Raw genomic sequence first — 14426 nt, 5'->3', positions numbered from 1 at the left:
TTATCACTCTGCCACAGGCTGGTACGAAAGGTGTCAGCATGGCATGCTGCCGTTATGATTTTTACGTGTATTCGGATGCCCTAATAATGCTGCTTTTCCATGGCGCCGTGCCCGCCAATCGCTCAATTGTGCCGGTCTCCAAAGATTATCAACACGGCGACTTCGAGCCGCCTCACTACCATGACTGCGCGCAATTAATTCATAGCCTTAGTGGTGTCGTACAGGTTAATACCCGTCAGGGCAGCTGGGTGGTGCCACCGGGGCGTGGTGTCTGGCTGCCGGCACTGGTTGAACACAGCCTACGCATCACCGGCAAAGTGGCTGCAAGGGCCCTGTTGGTCGATCCGCTGGCACGCGCTGACCTACCCGCATGCTGCGAGGTAGTACAAATCTCACCGCTGCTGCGTGAACTGATTGTTTGCGCGATGGATATTGCGGCGGATTATCCCGTCGGCGGGCGTGAAGAGCGAATCATGGAACTGATCCTCGATGAGTTGCGTATCCTGCCAATTCTGCCGTTGAATTTGCCAGAACCACGCAGCGAAGCCTTGCTGACGTTGTGCAGGCATATTCAGCAATCCTTGGCACACCCTTGGGAATTAGAGCAGGCAGCCCGTTACATCAACGTTAGCGGCCGCACACTGTCACGCCGATTCCAACGAGAAACAGGATTGCGCTTCGGTGATTGGGTACGCCGTGCCCGTTTACTGGCCGCATTGAACGCCCTGGCTGCTGGGCATTCAGTGCTGGAAGTGGCGCTGGATTTAGGCTACGACAGCCCAAGTGCTTTCAGCGCCATGTTTCGTCGTTTGATGGGCGTTGCACCCAGCGCTTACTTCGCCAGGTAGCGCGCCGCGACGTTAAATAACGCTTGCAGCGAGGCGCTGGCGGAATCGACATCGATACCCACACCGTAAGCCGCCTCACCATGCGCCAGAGTACAGCGAATATAGGCAACCGCACGGCTGTGGCTCTGATGCCCCAGCGTGTGCTCATGATAGTCCTCTATTGCCATACTCAAGCCAAAACGTTGGCGCAACGCATCCACCGCACTGGACAGCAGTCCGTTCCCAACCCCCAGTAACCGTTGTTGATGCCCATCGAACAACACGCGAGCACTGAAGCTGTAGGCCTCGATGCTGTGGCTTTCAGTCTGATAGCTCAACAATTGCAAGCGCGGTTGTTCCACCAAGCCATAGTTGATACGGAACAAACGCCACAGTTCGGCAGTGGTCATCTCTTTGCCACTGCCATCCGTCTCTTGCTGTACCACCTTGCTGAAATCAATCTGCAACCCACGCGGCAACGACAACCCATGGTTTTGTTCCAGTAACCAAGCCGCACCACTTTTTCCTGATTGGCTATTAACCCGAATCACCGCTTCATAATTGCAACCGACGTCCGCCGGATCAAGCGGCAGATAAGGCACCTGCCACAGACCATCCTGTCGATGTTGCTGGGCGGCAAACCCTTTTTTGATCGCATCTTGATGTGAGCCGGAGAAGGCAGTAAAAACCAGCTCGCCAGCATAAGGATGCCGTGGGTGTACCGGTAATTGGTTACACTGTTCGACCACCTCAACAACTTGCTTCAATTGGCTGAAATCCAGCCCCGGCGCAATGCCTTGGGTATACAGATTGAGCGCCAGCGTCACCAGGTCAACATTGCCGGTGCGTTCACCGTTACCGAACAGGCAGCCTTCCACCCGATCAGCACCGGCCAGCATCGCCAGTTCGGCACAGGCCACTCCAGTCCCCCGATCATTATGCGGATGTACGCTAATGGTCACCCTATTACGCTGACTGAAGCGACGACAGAACCACTCAATCTGATCGGCATACACATTCGGAGTACTCACTTCTACCGTAGCCGGCAGGTTGATAATCATGGGCCGCCCTGGGCCGGGCTGCCACACATCAGCAACCGCTTCACAAATCTCCAGCGCAAACTCCAGCTCGGTAAAACAAAACGTTTCCGGTGAGTACTCAAAGGTCCAGGCCGTTTCCGGTTGCTGCTCGCACTGCTGGCGAATGCGCAGCGCACCGTTCACCGCCAGCGCAACCGTCGCCGCCTTGTCCTGTTTGAACACAATTTCACGGAACATCGGCGCTGTAGCGTTATACAAGTGCACGATGGCACGCGGAATGCCACGCAGCGACTCGAAAGTTCGATCAATCAGATCATCACGTGACTGAGTCAATACCTGAATGTTGACGTCATCCGGGATCAGTCGTTCATCGATCAACGAGCGGACAAAATCAAAATCCGTTTTGGACGCAGAAGGAAATGCCACCTCAATCTCTTTGAATCCACACGCCAACAACAACTGATAGAACTGGCGTTTGCGAACATTATCCATGGGTTCCGCCAATGCCTGATTGCCGTCACGCAGATCGCTGGAACACCAGCGTGGTGCCTGCTGCAAGCTGCGCCCTGGCCACTGGCGGTCAGGTAACGTCACCGGTGGGAACGGGCGATATTTGATTGATGGATTGGTTAACATGGCGATCTCCTGGGCAGTCATAAGCAATGGCTTATTATTTCCCGCGGCGTGATCCCCTGCTCCTGCTTAGCGGACAACCTTCGTCGCAAAACGGACAACAAAAAAATTTGCATCCTGCGCCAGTGCGGCAACAATTAATTCTGATGTTAGCCATGGCGCTTTGCGCCCTTAAAGATCCTTTATTAACCTCATGGGACGGGAGACGAATATGAGCCTGTATGCAACCCTGGAAGATGCGATTGAAGCAGCACGCGAGGAATTTATTGAATCTGCAGAAGGTGGTAACGATGAGGAACCGCCGGTACCACAACAATTCAATCTGCAAAAATACGTGATGCTGGATGGTGATACCATGTGGCAGGCCGAGTTTTTCGAGCAAGAGGGCGAATCGGTCGAATGTCTGACACTTCGCAGTGGTGCAGCTGCCCAAGCCATTTTTGACGGTGATTATGACGAAGTCGAAATTAGCGCCGAATGGATAGAGGAAAACACGCTGCACGAGTGGGAAGAAGGTGATTTCCAACTCGATCCGCCATTGGATACCGAAGAGGGCCAGACTGCCGCCGACGAGTGGGATGAACGTTGAATGATAGCGGGCGGGAGCGAGCAATATCCCGCCCATAAACTCCCCATCATTTTCAGAGAGGCAGTATGATTATCCGCCAGGCGCGCCCCGAAGATTACTCTGCAATTCTGCAGCTACAAACACAAAATACCCCTGCCAATTTAAGCGACAGCCAAAAGCGTCAGGGTTTTATTGTTTCGAGTATGAACGAAGCGCAACTGGCCCGTATTAACCAGGCCCTCGGTATTCTGGTAGCGGTTGAAGACCAGACGTTGGCCGGCTTTGTTTGCCTGATGACCACGGACGCACAACCGCGCCCGCCGGTAGTGGATGCGATGCTGGAAAAGCTTGCCGAAGAGTCATTCAAGGGACGACCTTTGAGTGAACAACGGGTGTTTATGTACGGTCCAGTATGCCTGGCTCCCGCCTGGCGCGGCAAAGGCGTACTGAAACAGCTGTTCGCCGCCGTTAAAGCGCACACCCAGGAAGATTTCGACGTTGGCGCCCTGTTTATTGACGACAGCAACCCGCATTCACTGGCTGCCCATCAGCAAGGACTAAATATGACGGTGCTGGCGCCCTTCCACTGCGGCCCACATGGGTATCAGCTATTGGTGTTTGCCACCCGGGAATAGGCTTACTCGTAAGGCCCGTGCTGTGCATCGAACGGCAGCATAAAGGTATCCACCACCATCGACAGTGGCACATCGATCACCGTGACATAACGCCATGGGGTATCACGCAGATCCCATTGCACACCCGGGTAGTATTGATGGCCGTGCCCGGCGCCCGGTACTGTGCGGCTGATAATACTGCCGCAGCCGGTTAACAGCGCCACGCCTGTTGCCAATAATGCCAGCCGAAGAAAAGAAGAGAAATTCACCACATTGACTCTTAGCCCTGGTTGTTCTGAAAGTAAACAACGCCCGGAGCAAATTTTAACATAGTTTTTGCCTTTCAGATTGTCAGCATTACGTAAGCAACAAGCCAAAAAAACGGGGAACACGCTTAGCATGTTCCCCGTTTAGACTACCGGTTCAGCGTTTAACGCTGACCTACCGGATGTGCCTTTTCATTGTGCGGTAATTGCTGGTAGTGTTCACGCCAGGCGACACCCTCCGGCAGCAACCAAACACGCTGATGCAAGCGCGACAGTGCAACAGGATCGCTTAGCAGCTCCAGGCGTTTGCCCTTCACCAACTTCTCAGGACCCAATTGCAGCGCCTCATTCACCCGCTCTTCACGATTGCGTTCGATAGCACCGCGCAAGTGGTGACGCGCGGTCGCCAGCGCCGCCGCCAATGCGTTAAATGACGGGTTAACCACCGCATGCATAAAGCCATTCGCCAGGGCACGCTCACGGTTAAGCTGCAAATACTCTTCGGTCGCCAACAGCTCACGCGGAGGAGAATACTCTTCCGGGATCAGGAACAACTTGGCGCGCTTACTCTTGATCCCCAACGTCGCACGGCTCGACAGAGACGAAACGATCGGTGACAGGATCAGCGAGAAGACGATCGGCGACAGCCACCACAGGAAACGTAGATCCAGCCAGGCCATACCACCCGCCCAAACCAGACCAAGCAACATCTGTGAACCATGACGTTTAAAAGCTTCACTCCATGGCGTGTCATCATCGTCACGTTGTGGCGAGTTCCACACCACTTCCCAACCGAGGAAAGCACTGACCACAAACACCGTATGGAACAGCATACGTACAGGCGCCAGTAACACCGAGAACAGCATTTCCAACAGCATTGACAGGAACAGACGCACACCACCGCCGTATTCCTTGGCACCTTTCGCCCAAATCAACACGATACTGAGCAACTTAGGTAGGAATAACAGCACCAGGGTGGTAGAGAACAGCGCGATCGCCAGTTCAGGACGCCACTGCGGCCATACCGGGAACAGCTGACGTGGCTGCAGGAAGTACTGCGGCTCCATCAGGGTATGCACCACCTGCAACGCAGTAGATAAGGCCAGGAACATAAACCATAGCGGTGCCGACAAATAGGACATCACGCCGGTCAAGAACACTGCACGGTGTACTGGGTGCATGCCTTTGACCAGGAACAGGCGGAAGTTCATCAGGTTACCGTGACACCAGCGGCGGTCACGTTTCAGTTCATCCAGCAGGTTTGGCGGTAACTCTTCATAGCTGCCCGGCAGATCATAAGCAATCCACACCCCCCAACCGGCACGGCGCATCAGCGCAGCTTCTACGAAGTCATGTGACAAGATAGAACCAGCAAAGGAGCCTTCACCCGGCAACGGTGCCAACGCACAGTGCTCAATAAACGGCTTCACGCGGATAATCGCGTTATGACCCCAGTAGTGAGATTCACCCAACTGCCAGAAATGCAGGCCTGCCGTAAACAACGGCCCGTAGACCCGGGTAGCAAACTGTTGCACGCGAGCATACAGCGTATCCATGCCTGACGCTTTCGGCGCAGACTGGATAATACCGGCGTTCGGGTTAGCTTCCATCAAGCGTACCAAACCGGTGAGGCACTCACCGCTCATCACGCTGTCAGCATCCAGAATCACCATGTAGCTGTACTCACCGCCCCAGCGACGACAGAAGTCATCGATGTTGCCGCTTTTACGCTTCACACGACGACGGCGACGGCGGTAGAAGATACGACCATGACCGTCTACGTCGCGGCACAGTTCCATCCAGGCTTTCTGTTCCGCCATGCAGATATCCGGATCATAGCTGTCACTCAGCACGTAGATATCGAAATGTTCGAGCTGGCCGGTGGCGGCAACGGACTCATAGGTCGCACGCAGGCCGGCGAACACGCGTTCAACGTCTTCGTTACAGATCGGCATAATCAACGCGGTGCGGTGCGCCGGGTCGATTGGCTCATCACCCTTGATGGTAGAGGAGATACTGTATTTGTCTTTGCCGATCAGCAACTGCAAGAAGCCCATCAGCGCAGTCCAGAACCCCGCCGATACCCAGCAGAACAGAATAGCGAAGAGGATCAGAATGCCGGTTTGCAACACATAAGGCAGCAGTTGCAACACTGACTGCATCAAGTCCTGATCCCACATGGCCATCGGATCGATCAACGCCCAACCCTGGTACGGCAAAATGGTTTTCATGTACCACGTAGCGATACCTGTCTGCACCAGCATCAGTACCAACAGCACATAACGACGCATAGAGCCGACCACACGCCAGCGGTTTTCCGCAGCGGCTTCCTCTTTGGATGCATGGCGATTGTGCGGCGAACGGCCCAATAGAGAATCCCAAAAGCGCGCGACTGGATTGGTGCGCCAAGCTTCTGGGAACATACGGGTACGTTTAATCGGCGGCGTGGCCTTAAGAATGCTACGCCCTTCCACATCGGTATCAAAATCGTCGTCGCTGACCGCATCCGGCCAGGCGCTTTCAATACGCGCCTTGACCGAGGCCAACGCCACGTCATCCGCCGACAGCGTATTAACGTTGGCATCGGCAGCGCCCATCTTACGATGGAGCGCCTCCAGTGCCTGAGCGTCATCTACACCCGGTTGTGGTTTAAGCGCCTCTGACCGCTCAGCGGTCAGAGGCATTGCCGCAAGATAATCTTGGGCAAGTTGAGTAGACTTATTCATTGGCAGGTAGCTGATAGCTCCAGGTTTCAGACAGGGTCTTATCACCATTGACCAGCGCTGCGCGCATTTCTACCGGCTTCTTGTCGTCTTTAACTTTCAGACGCAGCGTCAAACGCCAGCCTTTGGTCACGGGGTTATAGCGGACATTGTTTTCTACCATTTCGCCGTTATCACCAATGCTCACTTGCGCGGCAACCGGCGTAGCGCCGTCCAGGCCTTTCAGCACTGGACCAACGAAGTCAACCAAGAATGCCACGCTACCGTCTGGCTCGCGGATCAAGTTCGACTGTTTCACGTCACCAGTAGAACGCATGGTTTGGCTAACATAGGCAATGTCCTGCGAATGCAGTTTGTCTTCGTCACGGGTGAAATGCAGGCGATAGCTCAGCGCCAGCGGCGTTTTGGCATCCGGCAATACGTCCGGGGTCCAGAAAGCAACGATGTTGTCATTGGTTTCATCCGCCGTTGGGATTTCCACCAGTTCAACCTTACCCTTGCCCCAATCGCCACGCGGCTCGATCCAGGCGCTTGGACGCAGATCGTAACGATCATCCAGATCTTCATAATCCTTGAAGTTGCGGCCGCGCTGCAGTAGACCGAAACCTTTAGGGTTCTCGACCTGATAGGTGCTGACAGACAAATGCTTCGGATTATTCAGCGGACGCCAGATCCACTCGCCGTTGCCGGCATGGATTGACAGACCATTGGAGTCATGCAGCGCCGGGCGGTAGTTCAGGGTTGGCGAAGGTTGGTTCGGCCCGAACAGGTACATGCTGGTCAGCGGTGCCATGCCCAGCTTGCCGACCTTGTCGCGCAGGAATACTTTAGACTCGACATCCACGGTGGTATCGCGGCCCGGATAGACGACAAAACGATAAGCCCCGGTGGCGCGCGGTGAATCTAGCAGCGCGTAAATCACCAGGTGTTTGTCGCCTTGCTTAGGACGTTCGACCCAGAACTCGCGGAAACGCGGGAACTCTTCGCCTGAAGGCAGTGCAGTATCAATCGCCAGACCACGCGCGGAAAGCCCGTAAACCTGCCCTTTACCCACTACGCGGAAATAACTCGCGCCCAGCAGGCTCATAATTTCGTCGTTCTTATCCGCACTGTTGATCGGATAAATTACCTTGAAACCGGCAAAGCCGAGGTTTTTTACCGAATCAGGATCGTGCTTCACCGAACCAAAGTTGAAGTAGTCCGGGCTGTACTTGATCTGCTTGACGGTGGTCGAAGTGACCTCATTGATTTTCACCGGCGTGTCGAAGTACATCCCCTGATGATAAAACTCAAGCTTGAAAGGGGTTTTCAGTTTGTTCCAATAGGCTTTATCGTGATTGAACTGAATCTGCTGGTAATCCGCGAATTTCATCTCACGGAATTGAGAAGGAAGGTTGCTCTTCGGAGCCTCAAAGCCTTTTCCTGCCAGATCCTGTGCCTGCTTGGCAACATCATCAATAGAAAAAGCCCATGCTTGCGAAGTAAACAGCGTGAACAATACGGTCGCACCTAACCAACGTACGCTCGCGGCGCGTGGTTTTTTGGATAATATATTAACTAGCACATCCCCCCCTATTCGTGTGCTCAAATCATTTAAATCCATATTAATGGATTATTCAGCTTTCCGACAACATGATAAATGGATGGTTCATGTTTATGGCTCATTGTTTAAGCAGCTGACTAAACACCAGCGTAGCAAGCCGCGCAACAAGACGCTATGGAAAAATGTGAAACGGTATAGTAGGGTTTGGGATTGCGATTTAACTATTGCCGACTTATTAAGCGTGTTAATGACCACTCGATAAAATCACCAGCGGTAACCTATGACAAACGGCAGCAACCAACGCGAGTTTTTCCTCGATTCGATCCGGGCTTATTTGATGTTGCTCGGCATCCCTTTTCATCTCTCTCTGATCTATTCCAGCCATGCCTGGGCAGTGAACAGTGCCACGCCCTCCTTCTCGCTGACAGTGCTGAACGACTTCATCCATGCCTTCCGCATGCAGGTGTTCTTCGTGATTTCAGGCTACTTCTCCTACATGCTCTATGAGCGCTATGAACGCCATAAGTGGTTGAAGGTCAGACTGGAACGCGTCGCAATCCCATTGCTGAGTTCGATCCCCTTAATAACTGTTCCACAATTTTTCATGCTGAAATATTTCACAGATAAATTAAACGGCTGGGACAATTTTTCGCTCTACCAAAAAATAAATGTAACAGTTTGGGAACTGGTTTCTCACCTGTGGTTTTTATTAACACTGTCATTACTGACCACCGCCTGTTTTTATCTTTTCAAAAAAATCAAGGCGCAAAAAAACCATGTAATTCCCTATCCAATAAATAAAATGACTGGATTAGGAAACATCTCACTGTTCTTTCTTATTTATGCGTTATGCTATTCGGCCGCGCACCGTATTATTTTAATTTTCGCACCTCATTTACTTTCCAACGGCTTGTTCAATTTCGTGGTGATGGAGACGATGTTCTACCTGCCGTTCTTCATCCTTGGCGCATACGCATTTAAGTACGTGTGGCTTAAAGAGATTTTTCTCAAACCTTCGGCTTGGTCGCTGCTGGGCTCCGTGCTGTTGTTCATAGCCTACATGCTGAATCAGAAGTATCTGGCCCACAGTAGCTATATGTTTGAGCTGGAAGTGCTGATCAAAACCGTGTTGGGGATCTTGATGGCCAACGTGATTTTCTCATTCGGACATAACCTGCTGAACTATCACTCGCCGCGTATCACTTATCTGGTCAATGCGTCTCTGTTTATATATCTGGTGCACCATCCGCTAACCTTGATATATGGCGCTTTTGTGACACCGTATATCAACAATAACCTGCTGGGATTCGTGGTGGGTTTGGTGTTTGTCTTCTCCTGTGCCTTCGCCTTATATGAGTTGCACAAACGCATTCCGCTGATCCGTTTCTTGTTCTCGGGAAAACCGCAATAATCCAATCGCCCGGTCATCGTTTCAGCTGGCCGGGCTTTTCATTGTCATACCGCTGTACATCAGAACCGATATCATTCGCTTCACGCCAGAACTGCCCCCCATTTCAGGTACTGAGCACACATTGCTCACACCGATGGCGAAAGTTAAGGCAAAGTTATGCTGGAGCATATTGTTGCGAGTTGTTATAACTGCAACGCATAAGCAGAAATCCACATCCCTGCCTTACGGTAGCGATTGGGCTCAATGAACCCTGAGGGGCGGCGTTGTCGTTATCACGGCAATGCTTGCAGTATCTCCCTTCCGTCACGACAGAGAGGATTTTTAATGACTGATGATAAAGACACTTCGGCTCAGGAAGCCGTACCGGAAAATGCCACCCTACTGAAAATCCTTGGTCGGTTACTCTCCGCGCTGGATTCGTCAATCAGCGGCAAGGATCGCAGCATTCTGGTCACCGAGCTTTCCAGCCTTAACCTTGATGGCATTTCAGAGTCAGAACGAAAACTGGCTTCTGAGCTGATCAAGCGAGCCCTGCAATCACTCGATCATTAACGACACCCTGCCTGCAAACCATTAAGCCTCCTCGCGGGGGTTTAATGGTTTTTCTTTCCCTCACCGCAATGAAAAACGGGTTTTATTGTCCGAATAGAACCACAGCAAGCTGATAAATATAGATAAAAGCAGGAAGTTCACCGCTTTCTCCCCTCTTCATCAGGCTTTCCCCCTTAAATGACAATAAATGCAAAATGTTTTGCGAATCAGCCTTGGCGTTTTACCTAAAAAACAGGCTATCATCATGGGGTATCTGCGCCCGCGCGCAACGCCTTTCCCCCAGCCTGCAGGAGAACGTTATTTTGGATGCCAGCACCATTAACAGTTTGTTCATCATCGGTGCCGTGTTGGTGGGAGCAAGTATTCTTCTCAGTTCATTTTCTTCACGTCTGGGTATCCCCATCCTGGTCATCTTCCTGGCCATAGGCATGTTGGCAGGTGTCGATGGGCCAGGCGGCATCGTATTCAGTAATTATCCTGTGGCCTATCTCGTCAGCAACCTGGCTCTCGCCGTGATTCTGCTGGACGGCGGTATGCGTACCCGCGTCAGTTCATTCCGTGTTGCACTTTGGCCAGCCCTTTCTCTTGCAACCATCGGCGTGGTGATCACCGCCGGGTTGACCGGGCTAGCAGCCGCCTGGCTGTTCAACCTCGATCTGCTGCAGGGTATGCTGATTGGCGCCATTATCGGTTCCACCGATGCCGCTGCAGTATTTTCACTGCTGGGAGGAAAAGGACTTAACGAGCGTGTCAGTGCCACACTGGAAATTGAATCCGGTAGCAACGACCCAATGGCGGTGTTTCTTACCATCACCCTGATTGCGATGATCGCCGCCGGCGAAACCACCCTGAGCTGGATGTTCCCTCTCCACCTGCTGCAACAGTTTGGTATGGGGATCGTATTTGGTCTTGGCGGCGGCTGGCTGTTACTGACGTTAATCAACCATATCAAGCTGGCTGAAGGCTTGTATCCACTGCTGGCCGTGAGCGGCGGCATTTTAATCTTTGCGCTGACAACAGCACTGGACGGCAGCGGCATCCTGGCGGTGTATCTGTGTGGCCTGATGCTGGGCAATCGCCCTATCCGCAACCGGCATGGCATTGTTCAAACCTTTGACGGTTTAGCTTGGTTAAGCCAAATCGGCATGTTTTTAGTGTTGGGGCTGCTACTCAATCCACACGAGTTGTTGCCTATCGCCATCCCTGCCCTGCTGTTATCGCTGTGGATGATTTTGTTCGCCCGACCACTTTCGGTGTTTATCGGGTTGCTGCCGTTCCGTAGTTTTACCCTGCGCGAACGCAGCTTTATCTCCTGGGTCGGTTTACGCGGTGCCGTACCGGTCATTCTTGCCGTTTTCCCAATGATGGCTGGGTTGCCGAATGCGCAGCTGTTCTTCAATGTGGCTTTCTTCGTCGTATTGGTTTCATTGCTACTGCAAGGTACAACGCTGTCATTCGCTGCGAAGAAAGCCAAGGTGATCGTGCCACCTGCACTGGCGCCGATTTCACGGGTTGGGTTAGACGTACACCCGGAAAACCAGTGGGAACAGTTTGTTTATCAACTCTCGTCAGAAAATTGGTGTGTAGGGGCTGCCCTGCGGGAGCTTAAAATGCCCCCCGGCACGCGCATTGCTGCACTCTTCCGCGGAAAGGAGTTGTTGCACCCAAGCGGCAGCACACGACTACGTGAAGATGACATTCTGTGCGTTATCGGCCATGAGCATGATTTACCTGTCTTGGGGAAACTGTTCAGTCAGGCACCGGTGGTGACGTTGGATGAGCGCTTCTTCGGCGACTTTATATTGCAGTCGGACGCGCGTCTGAGCGACATTTCTCAAGTGTATGGGCTTAACCTGCAAGAAGGTGTGGATGAGCAGCAAACACTCGGCCAATTCGTGATTCAACTGATTGGGGGTGAACCTGTGGTGGGCGATCAGGTTGAATGGGATGGCCTGACCTGGACCATTGCCGAAATGGATGGCAATGCGATCAGTAAGATTGGCGTAAGAATTGTTACTGACTGATCCTTCAGCAACATAGGCCGTTGCGTGTCATTGCCCGCAGCGGCCACCTCAAAACAGACGGAACTTATAGGTTGAGAAAGGTTCTTAAACTCTGTAATTATCAAAACTGGGCGTTCAGCCCGACGTTTTAACCTTTACTCTGGGAACACCGCACTGCGGTGATGGGTATTGATTTGAACAGTAAAACTCGATTTCTATCGGCCATGCTCGGTATTGCACTGACGATCATAGTGCTGGATTTAGGTATCGCCGATTTGATCCATAGACTCTTAATTGGATAACTGTAACGTGGCACAGCAGCAACAAGAAAAAGATATTCTAGGAAAAGTACTGGTTACCGTCTCCGCGCTCTGCCTGATTACCGTGGCAGTGCTGCTGATTTGGGGATTCGTGCTGGATTAAGCATCAGCCTGGCGCAAGTAACAGAGAAACATAGCAACAACCATTTTGTTACAATACACCGACATCTCTTGAAGACCATTGCGCGTATGCTCAATGTAGACAGTAATAAAAATAAACCCTCATACTACTTAAGTGTTGGCCCGCCTGAAACGGGCTTTTTTTTGCCTGCAATATCTCGATTCAGACATAAAAAAACCGCCGCAGCGGTTTTTTTATTGGCGATGGCAATCAGATCTTACAACCTTCGCAGTCCGCCTCGTCCTCAAGGATCTCGGGGAGCTCTTTCGCCTTCTGCGCCGCTTTTTCTTCTGCTTGCGCTAATTCTGCATCGATATCAAAATCGAAAATATCATCACTCATCGTAAACTCCACACGCTTATCAGGCTTCAAAGCGTGAGTATAATCGACAACCGCGCAGTCTGAAACCCTTCAGTTAAGCACTGCCACCTGCGGCTGCTCATCCTGCGGCTTCTTTGAATACGCCAGATCGTAGACGTCATAAAAATCGATCTCGCCTTTATTGGCGATGATTTCCTGCATGCGTGTTTTCATCGCCGCACCGATCATCGGCTCATCCAACAGGGCCTTTACCGACTGTGGAGAGAGTGCGCGAGTGAAATACCATTCGCCGTTATAGCATACACGCAGATCCAACACCCCGATGTCCTCAAAACGATAAACCGGTTTGATTTCAATCAGCAGCATCGCGAACATGAATAAAACAAAGGCGGTGAATGCTAAAAACGAAATGAAGCCCATATAAGGAACCTGGTACATCACGGCGATCACAGCGAAATAACCGGCAAACATAGCGAGGCACAGGTAACGGTGATCACGGGCAAATTCGCTGTTAAACCGCAGCTTGCCGTCGCGCCCTTCCTGTCGATTGATCCGCTCGATTTCCTTTACCAAGATGCTTTTAATCGCGTCCATCGTTACAACCTTATGCCTGGGGGGCATTATTGATAGCAATAATCTTTCTTCAAATTAACACAAGTACAGTTCGCCCAGGTAGATCAGTTATGCAATTTAAAATCGGCAACTGTTATACCCATGGCAACTAGCGTTGCAGAGAGTTTTTGCCTTGGGCAAACATAAACATTCGCTGGGCGATATCGTCGGCTTGTTTGATTTTTTGTTTCTGTGGCTCATTGCAACGTTGAATAGCACGTGCATAGGCAAGCTCATGGGCCTGATCGATCATCGCAATAATCTTGTCCCGCTCCTGTTGTTCCAGGTTACCGAGCATAGTAGTGATGATCGCCTGATAGGCGTTGGAAGCAGCCGTTAGCGACTTTTCTCTGGCCTCAAGTGCCGCTACACGTTGCAATAATTCCTGCAGTTGATCGGACTCAGACATAGCGATCTCCTGTTGCCGGGCAGCACACCTGCCTGATCTCAGTTTAGCAAAGAACGATCACAAGAGAAGGAGATAAAAGAAAGGAAGAGAAACGGTTACGGGAAAGCACACCCGAAAATCCCAACAAGGAGCCGATAGTGCAAATCAACCCGGGTGCGCTTTACGATAGCTATTCCTTAAGAAGGAAGCTGGCGCGCTATGCAGGACTCGAACCCGCGTCTATCAATTTTGTAGCCAAAATAAGCATGATAAAACCAATCACTCTGCCAACTGAGTTAATAGCGCATTCCTTCGCTTCGGGGCGCCATTATCCATATTAATGCTATGGATTCAAGTTATCGAGACATGACCAACTGATTTTACAGAGAAATCTTATGTTTCCGCCTGCTTTATCTTCAGGCCCACCCATTGCTTTCACCCTGCGATAGTTAGCAAATGAAACTTTTATAGCATCGACTGCAGC

Annotated in this window: 13 protein-coding genes and 1 tRNA gene; 6 read left to right on the top strand and 8 right to left on the bottom strand. The window is 51.8% G+C overall.

The window, feature by feature from the left end:
- Positions 1-86 precede the first annotated feature (86 nt).
- Positions 87-848, top strand: a complete 762-nt coding sequence (locus SGBXF1_RS09395) for an AraC family transcriptional regulator (protein WP_061807766.1) — start codon at positions 87-89, stop codon at positions 846-848.
- On the opposite strand, the gene leuA is transcribed toward SGBXF1_RS09395, so the two are convergent.
- On the bottom strand, positions 833-2503 hold the full coding sequence (gene leuA, locus SGBXF1_RS09390; protein WP_186428256.1) for a 2-isopropylmalate synthase: 1671 nt from the start codon (positions 2501-2503) through the stop codon (positions 833-835). The two genes, SGBXF1_RS09395 and leuA, sit on opposite strands and share 16 nt — an antisense overlap.
- A 208-nt stretch (positions 2504-2711) precedes the next feature.
- Between leuA and SGBXF1_RS09385 the strand changes: the two genes are divergently transcribed.
- Both SGBXF1_RS09385 and SGBXF1_RS09380 read left to right on the top strand, forming a co-directional pair.
- Positions 2712-3089: a MysB family protein gene (locus SGBXF1_RS09385; protein WP_037423934.1), complete on the top strand. Its 378-nt coding sequence runs from the start codon at positions 2712-2714 to the stop codon at positions 3087-3089.
- Positions 3090-3154: 65 nt separating this feature from the next.
- A complete protein-coding gene (locus SGBXF1_RS09380; RefSeq protein WP_186428255.1) occupies positions 3155-3703 on the top strand; it encodes a GNAT family N-acetyltransferase in 549 nt (182 codons plus the stop codon).
- Positions 3704-3705: 2 nt separating this feature from the next.
- On the opposite strand, the gene SGBXF1_RS09375 is transcribed toward SGBXF1_RS09380, so the two are convergent.
- The 3 genes from SGBXF1_RS09375 to mdoG all read right to left on the bottom strand — a co-directional run bounded on the left by SGBXF1_RS09375 (position 3706) and on the right by mdoG (position 8235).
- Positions 3706-3951, bottom strand: a complete 246-nt coding sequence (locus SGBXF1_RS09375) for a YceK/YidQ family lipoprotein (protein ID WP_172479777.1) — start codon at positions 3949-3951, stop codon at positions 3706-3708.
- A gap of 161 nt (positions 3952-4112) precedes the next feature.
- Positions 4113-6674: a glucans biosynthesis glucosyltransferase MdoH gene (gene mdoH, locus SGBXF1_RS09370; RefSeq protein ID WP_061807743.1), complete on the bottom strand. Its 2562-nt coding sequence runs from the start codon at positions 6672-6674 to the stop codon at positions 4113-4115.
- Complete coding sequence (gene mdoG, locus SGBXF1_RS09365) at positions 6667-8235, bottom strand: glucans biosynthesis protein MdoG (protein ID WP_172479776.1); 1569 nt, start codon at positions 8233-8235, stop codon at positions 6667-6669. Before mdoG ends, mdoH begins: the two co-directional genes overlap by 8 nt.
- Positions 8236-8494: 259 nt before the next feature.
- Between mdoG and mdoC the strand changes: the two genes are divergently transcribed.
- The 3 genes from mdoC (at position 8495) to SGBXF1_RS09350 (ending at position 12201) form a co-directional block, all read left to right on the top strand.
- Positions 8495-9625, top strand: coding sequence for a glucans biosynthesis protein MdoC (mdoC, locus tag SGBXF1_RS09360; RefSeq protein WP_130380192.1), 1131 nt, complete (start codon positions 8495-8497; stop codon positions 9623-9625).
- A gap of 324 nt (positions 9626-9949) precedes the next feature.
- Positions 9950-10177: a hypothetical protein gene (locus SGBXF1_RS09355; protein ID WP_037419623.1), complete on the top strand. Its 228-nt coding sequence runs from the start codon at positions 9950-9952 to the stop codon at positions 10175-10177.
- 302 nt (positions 10178-10479) lie between these two features.
- Positions 10480-12201, top strand: coding sequence for a potassium/proton antiporter (locus SGBXF1_RS09350; RefSeq protein ID WP_037419621.1), 1722 nt, complete (start codon positions 10480-10482; stop codon positions 12199-12201).
- 630 nt (positions 12202-12831) lie between these two features.
- On the opposite strand, the gene SGBXF1_RS23945 is transcribed toward SGBXF1_RS09350, so the two are convergent.
- The 4 genes from SGBXF1_RS23945 to SGBXF1_RS09335 form a co-directional block, all read right to left on the bottom strand.
- The gene (locus SGBXF1_RS23945; RefSeq protein WP_017892391.1) at positions 12832-12963 is read right to left on the bottom strand and encodes a hypothetical protein; all 132 of its coding nucleotides are present in this window, start codon (positions 12961-12963) and stop codon (positions 12832-12834) included.
- 69 nt (positions 12964-13032) lie between these two features.
- Positions 13033-13536, bottom strand: coding sequence for a YlaC family protein (locus tag SGBXF1_RS09345; protein WP_037419616.1), 504 nt, complete (start codon positions 13534-13536; stop codon positions 13033-13035).
- 127 nt (positions 13537-13663) lie between these two features.
- Positions 13664-13963 (bottom strand): sigma-S stabilization anti-adapter protein IraP, encoded by a 300-nt coding sequence (locus SGBXF1_RS09340; RefSeq protein WP_037419614.1) that lies wholly within the window; start codon positions 13961-13963, stop codon positions 13664-13666.
- A gap of 189 nt (positions 13964-14152) precedes the next feature.
- Positions 14153-14248, bottom strand: a tRNA-OTHER gene (locus tag SGBXF1_RS09335).
- Positions 14249-14426 lie beyond the last annotated feature (178 nt).

This window comes from Serratia grimesii, from assembly GCF_900186025.1.
Lineage (GTDB): Bacteria > Pseudomonadota > Gammaproteobacteria > Enterobacterales > Enterobacteriaceae > Serratia > Serratia grimesii.
This window is presented reverse-complemented; position numbering and strand designations above follow the sequence as displayed.